Annotated in this window: 20 protein-coding genes; 9 read left to right on the forward strand and 11 right to left on the reverse strand. The window is 60.3% G+C overall.

All coding sequences use genetic code 11. The features are described 5' to 3' along the window. Window positions 1–46: 46 nt before the first annotated feature. Together NKI08_RS16660 and NKI08_RS16665 are read right to left on the reverse strand one after the other, a co-directional pair. Entirely contained in the window at window positions 47–3,472 is a 3,426-nt protein-coding gene (locus tag NKI08_RS16660; RefSeq protein ID WP_352770928.1) for an acyl-[ACP]--phospholipid O-acyltransferase, read from the reverse strand. 890 nt (window positions 3,473–4,362) lie between these two features. Continuing rightward, entirely contained in the window at window positions 4,363–4,683 is a 321-nt protein-coding gene (locus tag NKI08_RS16665) for a hypothetical protein (RefSeq protein ID WP_352770930.1), read from the reverse strand. 216 nt (window positions 4,684–4,899) lie between these two features. On the opposite strand from NKI08_RS16665, the gene NKI08_RS16670 reads away from it, so the two are divergent. From NKI08_RS16670 to NKI08_RS16685, 4 genes are all read left to right on the forward strand, one after another. Further along, complete coding sequence (locus tag NKI08_RS16670) at window positions 4,900–5,076, forward strand: hypothetical protein (protein WP_023680685.1); 177 nt, start codon at window positions 4,900–4,902, stop codon at window positions 5,074–5,076. A gap of 98 nt (window positions 5,077–5,174) precedes the next feature. After that, window positions 5,175–5,450: a hypothetical protein gene (locus NKI08_RS16675; RefSeq protein ID WP_352472968.1), complete on the forward strand. Its 276-nt coding sequence runs from the start codon at window positions 5,175–5,177 to the stop codon at window positions 5,448–5,450. Between the two features lie 276 nt (window positions 5,451–5,726). Further along, complete coding sequence (locus tag NKI08_RS16680; protein ID WP_352612666.1) at window positions 5,727–6,236, forward strand: ferritin-like domain-containing protein; 510 nt, start codon at window positions 5,727–5,729, stop codon at window positions 6,234–6,236. Between the two features lie 476 nt (window positions 6,237–6,712). After that, window positions 6,713–7,024: an FAD-dependent monooxygenase gene (locus tag NKI08_RS16685; RefSeq protein WP_352770933.1), complete on the forward strand. Its 312-nt coding sequence runs from the start codon at window positions 6,713–6,715 to the stop codon at window positions 7,022–7,024. Between the two features lie 418 nt (window positions 7,025–7,442). Here NKI08_RS16685 and NKI08_RS16690 read toward each other — a convergent pair whose 3' ends face one another. Then, a complete protein-coding gene (locus NKI08_RS16690) occupies window positions 7,443–7,841 on the reverse strand; it encodes a hypothetical protein (protein WP_352612663.1) in 399 nt (132 codons plus the stop codon). Window positions 7,842–8,096: 255 nt separating this feature from the next. Between NKI08_RS16690 and NKI08_RS16695 the strand changes: the two genes are divergently transcribed. After that, window positions 8,097–9,683, forward strand: a complete 1,587-nt coding sequence (locus tag NKI08_RS16695; RefSeq protein WP_352770935.1) for a serine hydrolase — start codon at window positions 8,097–8,099, stop codon at window positions 9,681–9,683. Between the two features lie 446 nt (window positions 9,684–10,129). On the opposite strand, the gene NKI08_RS16700 is transcribed toward NKI08_RS16695, so the two are convergent. The 7 genes from NKI08_RS16700 to NKI08_RS16730 all read right to left on the reverse strand — a co-directional run bounded on the left by NKI08_RS16700 (window position 10,130) and on the right by NKI08_RS16730 (window position 14,405). Next, window positions 10,130–10,372 (reverse strand): hypothetical protein, encoded by a 243-nt coding sequence (locus NKI08_RS16700; protein WP_352770998.1) that lies wholly within the window; start codon window positions 10,370–10,372, stop codon window positions 10,130–10,132. Between the two features lie 206 nt (window positions 10,373–10,578). Beyond that, entirely contained in the window at window positions 10,579–11,202 is a 624-nt protein-coding gene (locus NKI08_RS16705) for an XRE family transcriptional regulator (protein ID WP_352771000.1), read from the reverse strand. 143 nt (window positions 11,203–11,345) lie between these two features. Beyond that, entirely contained in the window at window positions 11,346–11,516 is a 171-nt protein-coding gene (locus NKI08_RS16710) for a helix-turn-helix domain-containing protein (protein ID WP_352770937.1), read from the reverse strand. Then, window positions 11,471–11,776, reverse strand: coding sequence for a DUF1612 domain-containing protein (locus NKI08_RS16715; RefSeq protein ID WP_352770939.1), 306 nt, complete (start codon window positions 11,774–11,776; stop codon window positions 11,471–11,473). The genes NKI08_RS16710 and NKI08_RS16715 overlap by 46 nt, the downstream gene beginning before the upstream one ends. 766 nt (window positions 11,777–12,542) lie before the next feature. Further along, complete coding sequence (locus tag NKI08_RS16720; protein WP_352770940.1) at window positions 12,543–12,770, reverse strand: hypothetical protein; 228 nt, start codon at window positions 12,768–12,770, stop codon at window positions 12,543–12,545. A gap of 179 nt (window positions 12,771–12,949) precedes the next feature. Beyond that, on the reverse strand, window positions 12,950–13,582 hold the full coding sequence (locus tag NKI08_RS16725; RefSeq protein WP_352770942.1) for an acyl-homoserine-lactone synthase: 633 nt from the start codon (window positions 13,580–13,582) through the stop codon (window positions 12,950–12,952). Window positions 13,583–13,655: 73 nt separating this feature from the next. Further along, window positions 13,656–14,405 carry an autoinducer binding domain-containing protein gene (locus NKI08_RS16730; protein ID WP_352770944.1) on the reverse strand — a complete coding sequence of 250 codons (750 nt, stop codon included), beginning with the start codon at window positions 14,403–14,405 and terminating at the stop codon, window positions 13,656–13,658. 130 nt (window positions 14,406–14,535) lie between these two features. On the opposite strand from NKI08_RS16730, the gene NKI08_RS16735 reads away from it, so the two are divergent. Next, window positions 14,536–14,751 carry a helix-turn-helix domain-containing protein gene (locus NKI08_RS16735; protein ID WP_352770946.1) on the forward strand — a complete coding sequence of 72 codons (216 nt, stop codon included), beginning with the start codon at window positions 14,536–14,538 and terminating at the stop codon, window positions 14,749–14,751. 28 nt (window positions 14,752–14,779) lie between these two features. Here the strand turns inward: NKI08_RS16735 and NKI08_RS16740 are convergent, their stop codons facing one another. Continuing rightward, window positions 14,780–15,046: a helix-turn-helix domain-containing protein gene (locus NKI08_RS16740; protein WP_352770948.1), complete on the reverse strand. Its 267-nt coding sequence runs from the start codon at window positions 15,044–15,046 to the stop codon at window positions 14,780–14,782. Window positions 15,047–15,186: 140 nt separating this feature from the next. Here NKI08_RS16740 and NKI08_RS16745 point away from each other — a divergent pair, with 140 nt between their 5' ends. From NKI08_RS16745 to NKI08_RS16755, 3 genes are read left to right on the forward strand one after another with little or no spacing between them, the layout of a single operon-like run. Then, the gene (locus NKI08_RS16745; RefSeq protein WP_352770950.1) at window positions 15,187–15,978 is read left to right on the forward strand and encodes an IclR family transcriptional regulator; all 792 of its coding nucleotides are present in this window, start codon (window positions 15,187–15,189) and stop codon (window positions 15,976–15,978) included. Beyond that, window positions 15,968–17,161 carry a M24 family metallopeptidase gene (locus NKI08_RS16750; RefSeq protein ID WP_352770952.1) on the forward strand — a complete coding sequence of 398 codons (1,194 nt, stop codon included), beginning with the start codon at window positions 15,968–15,970 and terminating at the stop codon, window positions 17,159–17,161. Before NKI08_RS16745 ends, NKI08_RS16750 begins: the two co-directional genes overlap by 11 nt. Next, window positions 17,158–18,450: a threonine synthase gene (locus NKI08_RS16755; protein ID WP_352472980.1), complete on the forward strand. Its 1,293-nt coding sequence runs from the start codon at window positions 17,158–17,160 to the stop codon at window positions 18,448–18,450. The genes NKI08_RS16750 and NKI08_RS16755 overlap by 4 nt, the downstream gene beginning before the upstream one ends.

Here is an 18,450-nt window from a genome sequence, read left to right on the forward strand (position 1 = left end):
TGTTCTCAACCGAGATACACAAAAGTTACCCGTAAAAGCGAGTCGTTCAAGCCGCTTGGGTTTTCATGTCTTCGCCGCTCACCATTTTGATCACAGCGGAGAAATCGAGCTTGCCTGAGCCGAGGACAGGCACTTTCGCAACGACGCGCACTTCGGCCGGCACCATCAGGTCCATGGCGCCGTTGGCCCTGGCGAAGGCCAGGAATTCGGCACGCGTGGCGTTGACAGCCTCGGTAATGAGGACCAGCTTTTCGCCCTTGCGTGCATCTGGCACGGCAGCGACTGCCGAGAGCGAGCCTTTCCACAATTCGCCCGCCAGTGCCTCGACGGCGGCCAGCGAAACCATCTCGCCACCGATCTTGGCAAAGCGCTTCGCGCGGCCTCGAATGGTGATGAAGCCGACGTCGTCGACGGCGACCACGTCACCGGTGTCATGCCAGCCGTCTTCGAGCGGCTCGAGCACGCCCGGCTTCTCGGTGCGCAGATAGCCCGCCATGACATTGGGCCCGCGCACGAAAAGCCGTCCGCCATCCTCGACGCCAGGCACCGGGTCCAGGCGGTACTCCATACCCGGCATGATTTTGCCGACACTGCCGGAGCGGTTGTACATCGGCGTGTTGATGGAGATCACGGGCGCGGTTTCGGTCACGCCATAGCCTTCAAGGATGCGCAGGCCGAACTTTTCCAGGTAGGTCGCGCGCGTAGAAGCCTTGACCGGTTCCGCGCCGGCAAAGCAATAGCGCACTGAGCGGAAGTCGTAAGGGTGTGCCGTACGCGCATAGCCGCTGAGGAACGTATCGGTGCCGAAGATGATCGTCGCGTTCGATGCGTAGACCAACTCCGGCACCATGCGATAGTGCAGCGGGGAGGGATAGAAATAGACCGGCACGCCCGATATCAGCGGCAGCACCGTACCTGCTGTCATGCCGAACGAGTGGAAGATCGGCAGCACGTTGAAGACCTTGTCGCCCGAATGGAAGTCGATACGCGAGGCGGCCTGGGCGGCATTAGCCAGGATGTTGCGATGGGTGAGCACCACGCCCTTAGGCGTGCCTTCAGAACCTGAGGTGAACAGGATCACCGCCGGTTGGCCGGGCTTGCGGGCGACCCGGGGTGTATTTTTGCGCAATAGGCCGAGCAGCTTGTCCTTGAGGCCAATGGTGGCCCTCAGATCATCAAGCCACACAATATCGACCGAGCGGCCGAGTTCCTCGACCACGGCGCCAAGTTTCGCTTGTTCGACAAAGGCGCGTGAAGTCAGCACGGTGCGCACCTCGGCGGCCTTGCAAGCGGAGAGGATGTTGGCCGCACCGGCAGTGAAGTTCATCATCGCCGGAACCTTGCCGGCGGACATGACGCCGAGCAGCGTCGCACAGGCGCCGTTGGCATTGGGCAGCATGATGCCGAGCGTCTGCTGGCCGGCATAGAGGTTCTTGAATTTCTCTCCAAGCACAGCGGCGGCTGTCAGCAGCTTGCCGTAGCTCAGCGAACCGGTGACGGGGTCCTGCACGGCCAGTTGCTTCATGCCGCGTTCGCTCGCCGTCTGGATGATCTTCTCCAGCACAGTCTTGTCGATGTCCTGGGTGCGGAAGACGAGATCCGACATGACCTGGTAGAGGGCAGCACCCGCCGCTGCGCGGCGCTTCCGGCCCTTGAGATCCGGCGGTACTTCAAGTTTGGCCGGTTCTAGTATCGTCACCTTGACCTTTGGGAACAGCTGGCGGCGCACATGGAGCGAACTCAGCCGCGAAAAATAGCTCTTCTCCAGGCCGTCGATGCGCACTGGCACGATCATCGAGCCGGTCTTGTCGGCCACCATGGCGCCACCGTCATAGACCTTCATTAGGCCGCCGGTCACGGTGATCCGGCCTTCGGGGAAGATGACAAGCGGATTGCCGCCTTGCACGGCCTTGATAAGCGTGCGGGTCGACATCGGCTTGGCCGGATTGAGCGGCAGGGCGCGCGCAAGTTTCATGAACGGCTTCATCCACCAGGCTTGGGCGATGGTGTAGTCGATGGCAAACACCGGCTCCTCATCCGTCAGCGTCAAAGCCAATGGGCCGTCGAGGAAACTGACATGGTTGAGCGCCAGGATGGGTGCCGGGCCGGCCGCCTTAAGGTTTTCCAGCCCCTCCACCTCCAGACGATGGAAGGCTCGGAACAGAATGGAAACGAAGTCGCGGAAGGCGTTGGTTGGCAGATATCTCAGCATCAGCCAGGCGGCGACCACGTTGAGTGCGGCGAGGCCGAACAGGATACCTCCAGTGGAGACGCCCACTGCTTGAATCGCGGCGACAAGTATGCCGCCCACCGTCATAAAGCCTGCATTGACGATGCTCACCGCGGCGACGACGCGAGCGCGGCTGGCTTCGGGCGCCCAGGCTTGTACGGCGGCGAAGGTTGGTACGACAAGAAAGGCGCTGGCAATAGCCATGCCGGCAAGGTCGATCACAACATGGACCGTGTTTGGCCCGGCGAAGAATATTGCGAGCGTTTCGGCCCCGATCGAAGGCTGCATCCTCCAGATTGTCCAGGCCAGGTCCAAGCCGAACAGTGCCATCAACGCAGTGCCAACCGGTGCTGGCAAGAGCACGATGCGGCCCTGCGACATCCATGCGGCTACGGCAGAGCCAATGGCGATCGACACGGCGAACACCGCGAGATAGGCGGTGACGGCAATTTCTCCGCCACCGAGCGAATCCTTGACCAGTGTAGGCAGGATCGAAAGGACAATGGCCCCGATCAGCCAGAACCACGACGTCATCAGTCCGGCGCGCCAGATCCGCTTGTCGGCACGCAAACCGTTCACCTGTCGCCAGGTCGAGCGAAAGATGTTTTTGTCGATGACTAGGTCGGGAGCCGCAGAACCGGTGGACGGGATGTAGCGGCTGACAAACCAACAGGCCACGGCAAGGATCATCATGATCGGTCCGAACACCGAGACACCAATGCCATCGGCCGAGACGACGCCTCCGGCGATAGTGCCGCCGAGGATGGCGGCGAAGGTTGCCGATTCGATCCAGGCATTGGCGCGGGGCAATTCCTTGCGCTCGAGATGATCCGGCAGGATGCCGTACTTGATCGGTCCGAACAGCGCCGAGATGATGCCGAACATGAGCAACGCGATCATCAGCACCGGGATCGACGACAGGGTGATTCCAACGACAGCGACAGCCGCAGCGGCGATCTCGGTGAATTTCAGCCGACGGGCGATGAGCGCCTTGTCGAACCGGTCGGCGATCTCGCCACCAACGGCGGACAGGAGCAGGAAAGGAGCCATGAAGACGGCACCCGCCAGCGTAACCAGTGATGCAGCCTTGTCCGCCGCCAGGGTGAACAGAATAAGGAACACCAGCGTGTTCTTGAGGAAATTGTCGTTGAAGGCGGAAAGGAACTGCGTCCAGAAGAGAGGCGCAAAGCGCCGTGACGTCATCAGATGGCTAGTCGTAAGGCCGTTCGTGGCGATTTCCATTGGGGCGGCTTCCATTGGGCAAGACCGTTGAAGATCGTGGCCGTATCGATCAGCGGTCTTGCGCGGTTTGAGCTTCTTGTAGTGGGAACCCGGTTACACTTCGTTACTGCGGCTCAAATCGATCAGCGGCTTTTGGGTTTGGGGCTTCTAGCCGCTTCATGCGGCTCGCCTCTTCTGCGTCTCGCAGGGTCTTGGTGATGGTGATCGAGGTATGCACGAGCCTGATCGCCGCCATCAGGCAGAACCCCTTGGCAGCAAAGCTTGCTCCATGAAATTGATGAGGCCGTCATTATCGAAGCGGCGATGGCGAAATTGGCATGGTGAATGTTTGCAGGCGCTTGAACCTTGGGAGCATAGCTGTTGGAGGTCATCGATATTATCTTTTGGTTTCAGGGTGAGGTTGCGCCGGCGTTTGTCTGTCTCCAGGCCGGATACAATCAAGCGGTTTTGCGACGGTCCGGACGAACGCAGCGTCAGCGCTGCTCCGCAGCAGCGGGCTGCAGACGGCGGTCGCCAGCCAGCTTGAGGCGCAGTTGCCGCAACCACTCGCCATCCTCTCCGAGCGGATCGCAGGACAGCTACGCGATTCTGAGCACTGCCAAATCGGCCTAATTTTCCACTGCCGAATGGACGATGAAACGCGTAAGCGAGTTTCCGGACCGGAAGCTATGCGTTGGGTTGCCCAAACGATGCAGAGGCGCTGCTGTTGGCGCGACAGGCTCGACCGCAGGTGCGGACGGCATAAGAATTTTGGAGAGGCCCGTGGTGACTGGGGATTGCGCCGGTATTGGCGACGCGCGAAGACTGGGTCGATATCTGGGCGAAGGCAGCCCGTGCGACGCAACTTCATACCGGAGAATGGAGGGCGCGCTGGGAGGTTGTTGCTTCGGCTACCAACTCAAAGTGATTGTCCGGGAGAGTTCGGCGATGTCGCCATAGATCATCGAACCTGTGACGAGAAAACATTTATCACCGAGGGCTTCGAAGAGTGAGCTTGCCGCGGTACAAACCGGCAGGTTCTTCGAATTGGCGTGCGTGCCGAGGGTCGCGGTTTCGACCTTACGGTCCTTGGCTTCGGCACAGCCGACACTGATCGCGAGGATTGCGATAGCAATGAGAGTCGTCTTGCTCATATTTTGCCCCTGGAGCCAGTTCTTGTCGGGTAAGTCGCGCGATGCATCAAAGTAGCACCGGCCCACGATCGGCTTCATCCATCGATTGGAGGAAGCGGGCTCATCCATAATTAGCAATATTTTGAGTAAGGCGCCGAGCGCACCAGACTAATGGAACGGCGCGCGGAATTTCCATTCGTGACGAGGTGGCGATCCCGGCCGCCTTCGCAAACGGGTCACTCAGCACTGCGTAAACGTCTCGATTCCGAGCTTCCGAGCTATAGCTTTCCGCATTCGATCATCGATCATACCAAGGTGAAGAAGGGGCAGCAGATCGAGCTTACCGGAGAGATCACGCGCGTAGACGAGGAAGGCGGCAGGGTGACTGTCGATCTGGGACCGCTGGTGACGATCGACATCGACAAGGTCAGGCTGGTCGAGAAGTACAGGACGCCAAAGCGCAAGAAGCCGCTGCGCGACATGGTGGATTAGCTCGCGGACCGCCGCTTATCCACGCGACATCGGTACCACTCAAACGAATGGCAATTTTCTGTCTGAATGCGTTTAGGGTCCATGCTCGGAGACCACGCATGGGTATCGCGCGGGAGACAGGTGACTCTCGGTTTCAAGGCGTCGAGATGCTACGAGCACTGAAAAATCAGTTCCTTAGACCTAAAGATCGGGCGATCTGCCAGCGGGTTGTCGACCAGGTAACCGCCGACGCCAAATGGTACAGCACCCCGATAGACGGTCAGATTCTGGCCTCGACCACGCTGAATCTCTTTCAATCAGGGGTCGTAAACGAAACGAATTTGCTGGCACATGTTCGCGCGCGGCGCCACGACTTCACTAAACTGACAGGCTAGATCCTTCGCCCTCACAGTGCCAGTTGGACTTTGTAATGGAACGCGCAGCGGGGAGCACGTGTGGTTGATCGGCGCGTCTCGCGTCCATGGCCCGTTTTCCTGGCGCCGATCTTCCGCGATCTTGGCCCTCACCCGCATTGCTGAGGATTTCGTGAGGTGAATTGAGATCCGCCGACGGCGCGGATCCTCTGGCAGGATCAAGCCTGTCCCGCGGCTTTGCTCCGGAACAATGTCTTCTTCTGAAAGTTTTTCCTTAAATAGCAAAGGAGATTCGAAATGTCAGAAAGCCGGGAATGGTTTGTCCAATGGCTTAGAGACGCTCATGCCATGGAAGAGCAGGCAGAAACGATGTTGAACGGGCAGTTGAGCCGTATCGAGAATTATCCCGAACTGAGCGACCGGATCCGACAGCACCTCGACGAGACCAAGCAGCAGGCTGCCCGGCTGAAGACTTGTCTCGATCAGATGGACGAGGGTTCATCCATGATGAAGGATGCTGGCGGTAAGCTGACGGCGATGGCGCAATCGCTGAGCGGCGTCTTCGCTGGAGACGAGGTGATGAAAGGATCGCTCGCGAGCTACACGTTCGAGCACATGGAAATCGCCTCCTACACGATCCTGATTGCCGCCGCTCGATCGCTCGGCGAAACCGAGGTTCTTCGGGCTTGCGAAGAGAATCTGCAAGAGGAAGTCGCGATGGCGGATTGGCTGAAATCCCGTCTTCCCTCCACGACCGAGCAGTTCCTTGTTCGGGCCGAAGCCGACAGTGACAGCGCCAAGCGGTGAGCGGGTGGGACGCAGTCATCGTGAACTGGGTGATGGGGATTCGTCCGCCAGCGCGTCCCCTTCGTGAAGGCTGGACGACGAACACGCCTGACTGTAGCAGGCGGTTGTCGAGTTGCGCATTTCCAGAAATTGCTACGACGAGTGATGCAAACATTGCGGCGTCGTGACTTTGAGAGTTGAAGCGTTCGTCTGCGCAAGCCTGGTCGAATACGCATTGGCAATAGCCAAGATCGGAAGGGCTAGTGCAGCGCTCGGCGAGATCAAGCTTGAGGGGGCGTGTTAAAACGTTCGAAACGAGGTCGCGATAGCGGAATGCCCGAGAACACTCTCCCTGATCACTGAGCAGTGCGTGCGCAGGCACCGGCAGCGCCAAGCCGGATGGAAGAAAGTTCGTCCCGACAGCGGCAAGGCGCACCAGCGACGAGGAGAGGTTCCTGTCAGCGTTCCAGTCAGCCCAGCCCAACGAGGGAACTTACATGGCGCGACGCGGCGTATCTGACGCCTCCGACGGGGCGTTCGGCGGCAATTCAGGCATTCATGATGCTCAAAATCTCGCGTGGAAGCTTGCCGTGGTCATCCGTCGAGAACCGGGCTCTGCCTTGCCTGACAGCTACGACACCGAGCGTCGGCCCCCTTATTCACGGCACCCTCGCACAAGCACTCGCGCGGCTTCAGAAATGGTTCAAAGATCCGTCAAAAAGTCTGCCGCCGCAGGTCGATCTGGTCGAGGGATTACGACGCCGTCAGGTAGCGCTGGCCCAACACAACGCCTTCCGCAGTCATCGTGAACACCGCAGCCGGGGCGTTGGCGCTGGCCTCGCTTGTTGCGCAGGTTTCGCCATCCACCCGCACCTCGAACACCCGTCCGTGCACCCGAAACTCAAATGTCTCGCCCAGCCGTGCCCGTTCGGACCGGAACCGTGGAAATCCGTTACGCCGACCTGACCTTGCCTTCCACGAGGCGGTCACCGCGCGGCGTCTTTTGGCGAAAGGCGTCGCGAAGTTGATACTCGCAAAATCGTCTAAATCGCGCTCGCGAACTGGTCGATGCAGTGACCAGAAGACGGCAGCTGCCGCCGTAGAAATGCGAGCAGTTTCAAATCGAAGGGTGGCGGATGGCGCTTGCTCCGCGGTGTCGACTCCATCAGGCTTTTAAGCTAGCGATCCTGGCGGTGTCTGCCTTCGAAACATCCGGCAATCTGGCGTTCACTTGACGCCAAGGGCGTCCTTGAGTTCTGCCAATTTTTTCATGCAGCCTTGCTCGTCGCCAGCTTGGGACATCTTGTGAGCTTCCGCCATCAGCTGGCTAGGATGTTCGGCATTCTGGGCGCTACGGTTGCCAGTCACTTGCTCCTGATGAGGTGTGGTTGGCTTCACATTTCCCGCCGTTGATCCGGTGATTTCAGGATTACCCCCCTGCTGCTTGCCGGCCATGACCTCCTCTTGGTGCTTCGTCGCCGGGATGCCTGATTTATTTGGGCTCGCGCCCGTTTCGGCGGTGATGACGTTCGGCTCAAGCACTTTCAACTCTTGGCCGCAGTCGGCAAAGCCCGGCGACGCGAAAGCAAGGACGAGCGCCGACGCGCTTACTATTCGTATAAACATGTGAACCTCCGATAGGCTTTTCCGTATGTCGAGGAAACGGCCACTTATCCAAAGAGTTCCTGGTGGGGCCGGTCCATAACAAGGTAATGAGGATATATTCCATCGACCCTGACAGTGATCCCACAGGTGCTTTCGCATGTCGCCCTGAAGCCGCCCAGCACGGAGGTTAAACATATCATTGGAAAATACCGCAACCATCTTTCATCTTGCCGCGTATGGTCCGATCATCTGCCGGTGCAAGTTTGAGGACATGCAATGAAGAACGCCGCTGCTCTCGTCGTGCTTTCCCTCGTAGCCATGCTGCCCGCCATGGCAGCCGCGCAGTCCTACGTGCCGGAGCTTGGGCCATCGCCGCCGCAGGATGCTATGCAGCTGTATCCCGGCGGTGTCGACAAGGCCCTGGCCGCGCTGCCGGACATCGTCAAGAAAGTCAAGGAAGCATCCGACGTTCCCGGCTTCGCCGTGGCGGTGGTGCATGGCGGCAAAATGATCTTTGACGAGGGCTATGGCCTTCGCGACAACCGGGACGACACTTCTAAGGTCAGCAGCACCACCATTTTCCAGGTCGCCTCGGTGTCGAAGTCGATCTCGGCCACGGTGGCCGCGATCGCCATGACGAAGGACCATAGCTTCGACTGGGATACCCCGGTCGGCAAGGTCTGGGACGGCTTTCGCCTCAATCTCGACTATGTCTCGGGCAACGCCACCATCGGCGATTTCTTCGCCCATCGCTCGGGCCTGCCGATGGCGGCGGGCGACGAACTCGAGGATCTCGGCTTCCAGCGCAAGCAGATCGTCGGGAGCCTGTGGATGGTGCCCCTCGATCCCTTCCGCATCTCCTATCACTACGCCAATTTCGGCACGACGATCGGCGCCGAGGCAGTGGCCCACGCCGAGAAACAGCCTTGGGAGCCGCTGGCCAAGAGCCTGTTGTTCGATCCGCTCGGCATGCGCTCGAGCAGCTATCGGCACGAGGACTTCATTGCCGCCGGCAAGAACCGCGCCCTGCTGCATGCGCGCGTGGCGGAGAATGTGTTCGAGCCGCTCTTTGACCGCGACCCCGACCAGCAGGCGCCGGCGGGCGGCGTCTCCTCCAGCGCCCAGGATCTTGCCAAGTGGATGATCCTGCTGCTTGGCGACGGTACCTATAGCGGCCAGCCCATGATCGACCCGAAGATCCTGCAGCCCGCCATCACACCGCAGAGCGTGACCTACCGCGGCGAGACGCCCGATACGCGGGCCAGCTCCTATGGCTATGGCTTCAATGTGGGGGTGAACGCCAATGGGCGCACCACCATGGGCCATTCCGGCGCCTTCCTGCTCGGCGCCGGCACCACCTTCCAGATCTTGCCCTCGGCCGATATCGGCATCGTCGTGCTCACCAACGGCTCCCCCGTCGGCGCCGCCGAGGCGGTCGCCGCCAGCTTTATGGACATCGTGCAATATGGCCAGGTCACCCGCGACTGGTATCCCTACATCAAGCCGCGGTTCATGGCCTACTACAAGCCGGTGGGCGACCTCGCCGGCAAGGACAAGCCGACGAACCCCGCCAAGGCGCGCAGTCCATCCTTCTACGAGGGCCAATATACGAGCAACTATTTCGACACCGCCACCGTGTGGGCCGATGGCGACAAGCTGATGCTCGAACTCGGCCCGAAGCCCATGCAGTTCACGCTCGAGCACTGGGACGGCGACACCTACGCCCTCACGCCCCGCGGAGAGAACGCGCCGACCGGCTCGCTGTCATCGGTGAAGTTCGTTGGTTCCCCCGGCGGCATTCGCGCGCGGGTGATGACGGTGGACTATCTCAATGAGAACGGGTTGGGGCATTTCCAGAGGTAGGGGCGGAGGCGTCGGGTGCTCCATACACCCTATGCCGTCGAAAAGGCGAACCGGCCGTCTGCAAGGTGATGCCTGAGATGGCGGATTTGTGACGGTTCGCTTCCGGGCGTGGAAATCAGGAAGCCGGCATTTGCTCGCGAGCTTCCGACGAGCTACTTCGGCTTTGGCCAGCCGCTGATCCGAAGCAGACCGACGGCTCCCGGCCGGTCGTTCCGTTGCTCCGGCTTAGTGGACGCTTCTGGCGCTACAGCCATCTTCGCCAAGCGATACGGATACGTGCTGCATCTTCACACCAACCCCACCCTGAATCCTCCAGAACCTGAGCCAGTCCTGGCGCGCCGAGAAGGGTCATAACACGCTTCGCCTGAAGTTTCGGTACCGCGCGATCGTAAATGGCAAGATTGGTCGCCTCGTTGAGGCGCGAGGGATAAATGATCCCGTCGGGCTCAGATGGGTGCTCGTGAAACGCCAGTGACCACCGGCGTGCCAGGTTCTGGCGCTGTGCCCGAACGACATCGGTCGGCACACCCATCCGAATGGGCATTGTCGCCTGTGAGGTGGACCAGGCGTAGGTCCGCTGTGGTCGCGATCTCCGCATAGCGCCGTCGCGTCAACTCCACCTCCTCTATTGGAAGATCGGCAAGGATTCCTTCGCGGCGGTCGCGGAGCACGGTCTCGAGGAAGCACACCTTCAGAGAGTCACCGAGGTACAGAACGCCAAACCGGTTGGCATCAAGACGGCGTCGAGGATCGCTGAACTGGCTCGGCGACTTCCCGTACCCCAATGGATCAGGATAGGTGCTCCAGTAGATCCGGCCGAATGGCCGTCCGGCGGTACGGTCTCGATTTCGAGCTTTGCGCGCGCGAAATCGGGTGGAGGTGGAACGCCGGGCATTCAGTCGAAATCGCCCCTGGCCATGCCTTCCGCCGCGGCCAAAACCGAGGCGTCATCGCCTTGTTGAAGGGCTCGAAGGCCGGTCCGGCCATCGAGGGCGCCATGGCGCGACACCAGAAATCGATAGACGGCCCAGGCACTGTTGCCCAACATGGCATGCAGCCCCGGCAATGCTTTGAAGGGACGACCGTCCTTGTCGAGTTGCCAGACAGGAAAGCGGAAACCGCGTTTGGCACCATCGATGCCGAGCACCTGCCCACTCTGCCGCCTGGCGTTGACGGTCACGCGCGACGTGCCGAGCAGTCTGGCAAAGGCTTCCGCGCTCAGCATCTCCTCGCCGGCGACAATTTCGGCGACACGCTTATGGCCACGCGCGCGCGCTCTGGCAAGAGCCGCCTCGAGTTCGGCATCGGGCATGCCCGTGTCCTCGACGGGAAACACATCCGAAGCGATCGGTTGCTCTTCGACCGGCGTGATCGTCTGCGCATCAGCCGCCGGATCGACCTCTACCCGGAACGATACGCGGTGGCCGATCTTGCGGCTGCGTGCGATCGCTTCCTGATAGCGTTCGAGCAATACCTTCTTGAAGTCGGCCTGTGCCGGCAGCTTCGTGGTGAAGCTCAGGGCGGCGACTCCCGTATGCGATGCTTCCCGCTATGATTGTTGCGTTTTGGAGCGGCCATGATGACAACCTGTTGCTGTCACCAATATGCCTACAGAGCGCAGTTCGTCAAGTTCGGTAATTCCGTAAAGTTCGTATAGTCGTGTCAGCCAGCTACATCACACGACGCCCCATGCCCGGAACCTTCCCCCTCCCTATGATCTCGCGCTGCCCAAGCTCGCCGACCACATTGAGCGCCCCCTGTTTTTGTCACCTTTAGCCGCTCCTGGATCATGCCTCCCGAGACAAGTGGCCGCGACAGCACGAGTTCGACCACGTCGGACAGTTTGGAGCTGGCGCGGCGATCGCGGAGTTTCGCTCCATTTGGCTTTTCGCCATCACCAGCCGGTCGTGCTCCTTCAGCCCCACGAGCGCGGCGTCGTGAATGGCATCGAGCAAGGCCAGCAACCGGTCGGACCGATTGCGCGCCCGCCGCCGCTCGCGCCGAATGTTTTTCGCACCGAGATGCAGGCAGGCGAGATGGTTGGCGGCAAGACCTTCCTGCCGCAGCAGCGCACCCCGGGCGGCCAGCGCCAAAAAAACCGTCGCGGCTGAGCGCCCAGTCCGGTCGGTGACGTGGTTGCGATCCCGGCCGCGGTACGGAGGGGGGTCACCGACGACCGTATCAGCGATACACGCACTTCCTTAGCGGGCGGCCCAGCAGCTTGGGTTAGGGGGCCGCTGAGCCTGACCAGCGAGCCTTCGGGAATGCCCGACTGGCTGGTTAGTACATTAGATAAATGTAATGTAATCGAACAATGTGAACGAAGTACTCGGCGGTAAGAAATTGACTGGCACGATTCACTTACCGCGCGCTTTTGCCTTGGGTTCTGGCGAGCTTTCGGACGGGTTTGCAGCCAATTTTGCAGATCGCCGATCTGTTACCCACAGGGACTTTTTCCTCGCCACCAAATCGTCACGATCGCCCTCAGGGGTCGCTCGGCTATGCATGGCAGCTATGGCGAAGTCGGCTCTGTTGGTTCGATAGTCTTCTTTTTGGACAGTCATCGTTTTCTCCCAGTTTCATAGCCCCTCTTTTGCCCTTGCTGGGAGATTAACTGCCTGTGCATTACGCGAGTCAATCGATGGAACGACCACTCCGCAGTCGCGAGGGCGGGAAGCAGGCCGACAATTTTAACGTTGGAGCGGCTTACAGAGTGCCGGCAACACAGCCGCCCTTTCGTCGGGCTGCGTTGATCGCGTCCATGTTGCCCTTCAGCTCGCCGATCTGGGCTTCACCTGCCTTGATGTCTGTGTTGTCCATCATAGCGATCGAGCACTGCCGCACCGCGACCCTTGGCGGTCACGTGGAGGCCTGCGAGGATGCGGCCAGTGGGTCCCAAGCCAGTCCGCACGATAACAGCGACGCATCGGGAAATTTGGCCAGGCCCTCAAGAATTGTGTCCGTCGCCTTCACCAGGCTCTCGGGCGTGAACTGCCCAAAAAAAGAAATTGGATCGAAGCAGAAGTCGTACTCTCCAAGATCCGGTGTGTCCTTTTCCCAGACCTTCTTCTTCGATTTCGATGCCAAGGCTGGTACCGCTTGCCCCGCCTGAGCACGCGCCCGTCTTTGGACACCTTCGCCTTTGAATGGCTGTTATGGCGCGAGGCAGACAGCCGATTTGCACGCGATAGTACATCGCCGCCCTCTGCGAGTGCCAGGCAGCATGTTCGTTCGAGGCGTGACGCCCAAAAGCGGACGGCCCGCGGTCAGGCCAGCCGCTTGAATGGCGTTTCGGCCCAAAGCACAGGCTCGGTTATGCGGTAGAACTGTCGCGTCGCGATCAAGGCTGACGGGCTGACATCAACCATCAGACCGATGATCGTCATATCACCATGCGCGAGCGCAGGCCCAAGCTGCTTCGGATTCCAGCCAATCGATGCGAGGCGGTCGAACCAGTACTCCTCGCACACGATTGTCAGATTGCTGATATGTCGCTGGATACAGAATTCCAAAATTCCGCAGTAGATCACGCCGGCTGCCTGGCAAGGTCGGCCGGGCTCACGAAGATCCCGCGCCACGAAGAACCTGGTCCATTCAAAGATATTGGGTCGGCGCGGAACGCCGCCCTCGGCGAGTTGCGGAAAGGTTTCGCTCATCAGATGAGGCCGAAGGCTCGGCACGAAACGGGATCCGGCAACGACGCCTCTTCCTGGCTCGATGCCGAGCAGATGAATCGCTTCTGGAGTATCAAACGCGTCGATCTCGCGACCGTCGGGGCGTCTCAGGTCCTGCCATCCACGTTCATCGACATAGATTTCATGCCGCAGGCGGAAGTAGCTGTCGAGATCCCCTCGATAGGCAAAGCTGTTTGACGCGTCGACGACGTGGACCTGAATCATTGCGGTTCCTCGAGATGGAACCCCATCCGACCACGCGACGTTTGCCCGGGAAATACCCAGATCTGGGGATGGATCAAAGTTCGATTTCGTGCCTGCGAAAAGCCTCCACGATCGCGTGCACAACGTTGGCGGTGCAGAGCTTCTGCTTGATGTTGCGCAGGTGGGTCGTCACAGTGTTTTCTGAGATGCCAAGTATGCGGGAAACCTCCCATGCGGTCTTTCCTCCCGCGACCCACTGCAGGATTTCACGCTCTCGTTGGGAAAGCTTTTGTCTCGGCCGCCTGCGCGAGTTGCCAACGAGGCGTTCGGCAGCCGAATAGGCATGGCGCGCAAGGGCATGAATGGTGCAGCGCACCGTCGGCGCCAAATCAATTTCATTTCCGGCAACCGTTACACAGGCCGGATCGCCAAACGCAGGCTGGATCGGGATGCAGATCCCGTCGCAAAGCCCAAACTCTTTCGCTTCATCCATCACCCTCCTGGCATTTCCGTCCGTCAAGCCATGATGGACGTCCCGCCAGAGGAAAGGCCCAATCGCACCACGGCACACAGCAACACAAGGGTCATGGCGATAGTGTCCGGCAGCCATATAGCGGTCGTACCATTCCTGCGGCCAACCGTTGACAAGGATGTGTCCATCCAGTGATCCGGTGTCCTGGCGTGGCAATTCGGTGACGAGACAGGCTGCGTAGCCGTGACATTCGATGCTCTTGCGCAGTTGCCGAATGATCTCGGCGGCGCTGGTTGCACGGTCAATCTGCGCGGTTGCTTCAAAGATTTGTATTAGCTGGTCCTGTAAGACGCCCCCGTGAACCGCCGCCATTGTAGGCCCTTTCAATGTACTGAGACAAAGAAAACAAAATAAATAACTTAGGTCCGACCGCAACGTCCGGCATGACTTTTGACTACTATAGTAGGTGGCACTAAAGGGCGCGTTCTGACTGCCTCGCCGCATGAGGCTGAGGTCTGTTTTTGCTCGCAATCTGAGGTTGCTTCGCCAGGGCATCGGCTTGTCGCAGGAGCAGCTCGCGGACCTTGCCGGCCTCGACCGCAACTATGTCGGCAAGCTCGAGCGGGAGGAAAACTCACCGACCGTCGACACCCTGGAGGTACTGGCGTTGGCATTGCAAGTTGACGTGGAGCAGCTCATCCGTCGAAACTCGCCGTGATGCACCGGTCAGCAGGCCGCCGAGAGCATCAGGATTTTCCCTTGCGCCGCTCACGCGGCGCCACAGCACAATTACCAGCTGGGGCTCGGGCGTTTTTGCCGGGCCGTTTCGTCAGCTCCTCGATGTCGACGCTCAATGCGGTGGCAAGCTTTGCGAGCGACAGGAGTGTGGGATTGCGACGGCCGGCCTCGAGACCACTCAGATAGGCGCGCGTGAATCCTGAACGGAACGACAGTTCCTCTTGAGAGAGGGCCTGTGCGCGCCGAATCCTCTGTACGTTGAGGCCGACAACCAACCGTAGGTCCATGACGGCATGGTCGTCGCTGGGCACACTTTAGGACGACACACTATAATGAACATTCGTCATTGACAGGCGCGGCCATTGCTGCTTTTCTCATCATATTAAGGAACGCCATTCCGAAATAAGGAACGCCAGTGACAGGAAATCTTTCGTTGGAACGTGGGCTTGCGGTTCTCAATGTCCTCAAGGAAGCGGACGAAGCTGTCGGGGTGCGCGAACTCGCCCGCCGGCTTGAGCAGAGTGCTCCCGCCGTGCAGCGAATTCTGAATACCCTGGCAGAGCAGGGCTATGTCGAGCAGTCGCCAGACTCGCGGCGCTACCGGCTGGGTCACTCCGTGCTGGCGCTGGCGCGGAAGGTCCTGGGCAGAGATCGCCTGGTTGGTTTGGCTGAAATCGAACTGCAGGCGCTGGCCGCCGAAGGGTGCTTCAACGCATTCCTCGGTATCAGGCGGGGCAGCTGCGGAATTTATCTCCTGACCGTGCAAAGCAAGAGTCCGGTCGTCATTCGTTCTTCACCTGGCGAGACCTTCCCCTTGCATTCCACCGCGTTGGGCAAGGCGCTCCTGATGGAGCTGAGCGGCGAGGCGGTCATTGCGATTCTTGGACGAGGTCCACTGGAGCAGGTTGCCGTACGCACAGTCACCGATCCGCACAAGCTCGTTGCTCAAATCAGAGCGTCCGAGCCCATTGGTTATACAACATCCCTGGACGAGAACTTTACCGGGCTGATTGCGGTCGGCGCACCGCTTCGCGATGCATCAGGCACAATCATCGCGGCTATAAGTGCGGCCTACCCCCGGTCAGTGGGACCGCATGTGGAGATCGCTGAGATTGGAGAGGCAGTAATGGCGGCTGCGGCGCGCATTTCCACCGGCCTCGGCTTTCTGGAAGCAAAACAGGCTCGGGATTCCCATCATGCTGCTTAACGAAGCGCGCCTGAAACAATGCATGACGGCGGCCGGGCTTGACGCAATAATAGCGACTGCCCCGGAAAACGTGACCTATATGAGCGGCTTCTGGGCTCTGCCGCAATGGATCCGTCGCGGCCCGCAGGCTTATGTGGTGTGGCCGGCTCCTGACAAGGGCACGCCTGAAATCATCGCCAGCCCCAGCACGCTCGACCTCGTAGCCGATCAGGAACTGTGGGTAAGCAAGGTTCGGCGCTACGGCGACTTTTACGCCGATGTCGGTTCCTCGACGACCGTGGACCTCGCCAATGAACGGCACCTCCAGCTTCGAGACCTGCCGAGGCATGGCAATGCCATCGCGGCTTTGGTCGCCGCATTGGAAGAAGCTCAGCTCGGCCGTGGGCGGATCGGCATAGACGAGGCCGGGCTCGCACCAGGATACCAGGAAGCCCTCAGAGCCCATTTTCCCAATGCGTCGTTCCTACCAGCCACCGCATTGCTTCGCGAGGTTCGTGCCGTAAAAACGGCAGATGAAATCGAACGGCTCGGCCAAGTTGCCCAGATTGCCGAACGCTCCATTCAAGCAGCACTCGGCGTTGCTCAGGAAGGCGCCACCGAAGCAGATCTGGCGCGCGCTTTTCATGTCAGGACGGTCGAGGAAGGCGCCCTGCCCGTACTGGGATGCATCGGCTTTGGCGAGCGCAGCGCGCTCATGAACGTCCAGCCGTCTGACCGCAGGTTGCGCGCTGGAGAAATCATCCGCTTCGACGTCGGTGGCCGGTTCCGGCACTACCGCGCCGACATTGCCCGCATCGCCACGCTGGGCGAGCCGCCGCCGCAGGCGCATCGACTTCAGCAAGCGCTGCTGCGCGGCGTTCAGCATGCCTGCGACATTATCCGTCCGGGCATGGCAGCAGCACAGCTCTTCGAGACGGTCGTGCGTGTGGTGAGGCGCGAAGGAATTGCCCGCTACGAGCGCGATCACGTCGGACATGGCATCGGCCTTGATGGTTATGATGCGCCGACGCTCTCGGCGCGCAGTACAGACATCCTTGAAGAAGGAATGGTGCTGTGCGTGGAGACCCCCTACTACGAAATCGGCCGCTGGGGACTCCAGGTGGAGGACATGGTGGTTGTTCGCGAGCGCGGAGTGGAGCGGCTGACGCAGACGCACGATGCAATCACGCGGGTGCCGTTATGAGCCGCGCGGCAGGGTTTTCCTGTATTCGATGCGGCGCCTTGTTCCGGATCGATACCAAAATCGACTCACGCGGCTGCCCGAAATGCTGTGCCGAAGCACCGGCCAATCTTAAGGTCGTCTACGATCCGTCCGGAGCTACATCGGCCGCTTCCGCAGCGGGTGCCGCCCTGCCCTCGCTCTGGCGCTATGCCGACATGCTTCCTTGTGGACTCAGCGATGCAATCTCCTTGGGCGAGGGCCTGACGCCGTTGCTGAGCGCCGAGAAGCTGGGAAAGCAGCTCGGCGTCCCCAAGCTGCTTATCAAGGACGAGGGCGCAAACCCTACCTGGTCCCACAAGGACCGCTTCTCGACGGTGGCGGTGTCGATGGCACGTTTGAGTGGCGCACGCGTGGTGGCGACTGCTTCGTCGGGGAACGCCGGGGCCTCACTTGCCGCCTATGCTGCACGGGCGGGCCTGAAATGCGTCGTTGTCACATTCTCAGGCACCGCCGGCGCAATGTTGGCGCAGATCCGCAAATACGGCGCAAGCGTCGTATCCCTGGCCGACAAGTCCCATCGCTGGCCACTGCTTGCCGCTGGTACCGAGCGCCTCGGATGGTTTGCAACGTCACCGTTTCACAGCCCCGTGGTGGGCAGTCATCCTGTCGGGATCGAGGGCTACAAGACCCTGGCTTACGAAATCGTCGAACAAATGCACGGTGCAGTGCCGGACTGGTGCGCCTTGCCTGTTTGCTACGGGGACGCGCTTGCCGGCCTGTGGGCCGGATTCAAGGATCTTCTCAGCCAAGGCAAGATCGAGCGGTTGCCGAGACTCGTGGCGGCGGAAGTGCATGGATCTTTGGCCAGAGCCCTTGCCGGCAAGGGAGATCTGGTTGCCGAAGTCCCCGCAAGCTTCGACACGCTTGCCATCTCGATCGGCACCACACGAAGCACGTTTCAGGCGCTCAACGCCCTGCGTGAATCTGGCGGCACGGCAATGCCGGTCGGCAATATCGGCTTGATAGCGATGCAGCAGCAGCTTGCGGCCACCGAGGGTGTTTTTGCCGAGCTTGCCTCGGTGACGCCATTTGCAGCTATCGAATCCTTGAGGCGAGAAGGCACCATCGCGCGGTCGGACAGCGTCGTTGCCATCGTGACAGCGAGCGGCCTCAAGGATTTGGATCGTTCGACCGGTCCCAACAAAGCACAACCATCGTTTCAGTCGGTTGCCGAAGCGTGGGAATACGTTGCCGAGGGCCGTGACTATTTCACGCCCTCACTTGAACGGCGCGCGACCAAGATGTCCTGA

This window comes from Mesorhizobium sp. M0768 (genome assembly GCF_040320195.1).
Taxonomy (GTDB): domain Bacteria; phylum Pseudomonadota; class Alphaproteobacteria; order Rhizobiales; family Rhizobiaceae; genus Mesorhizobium.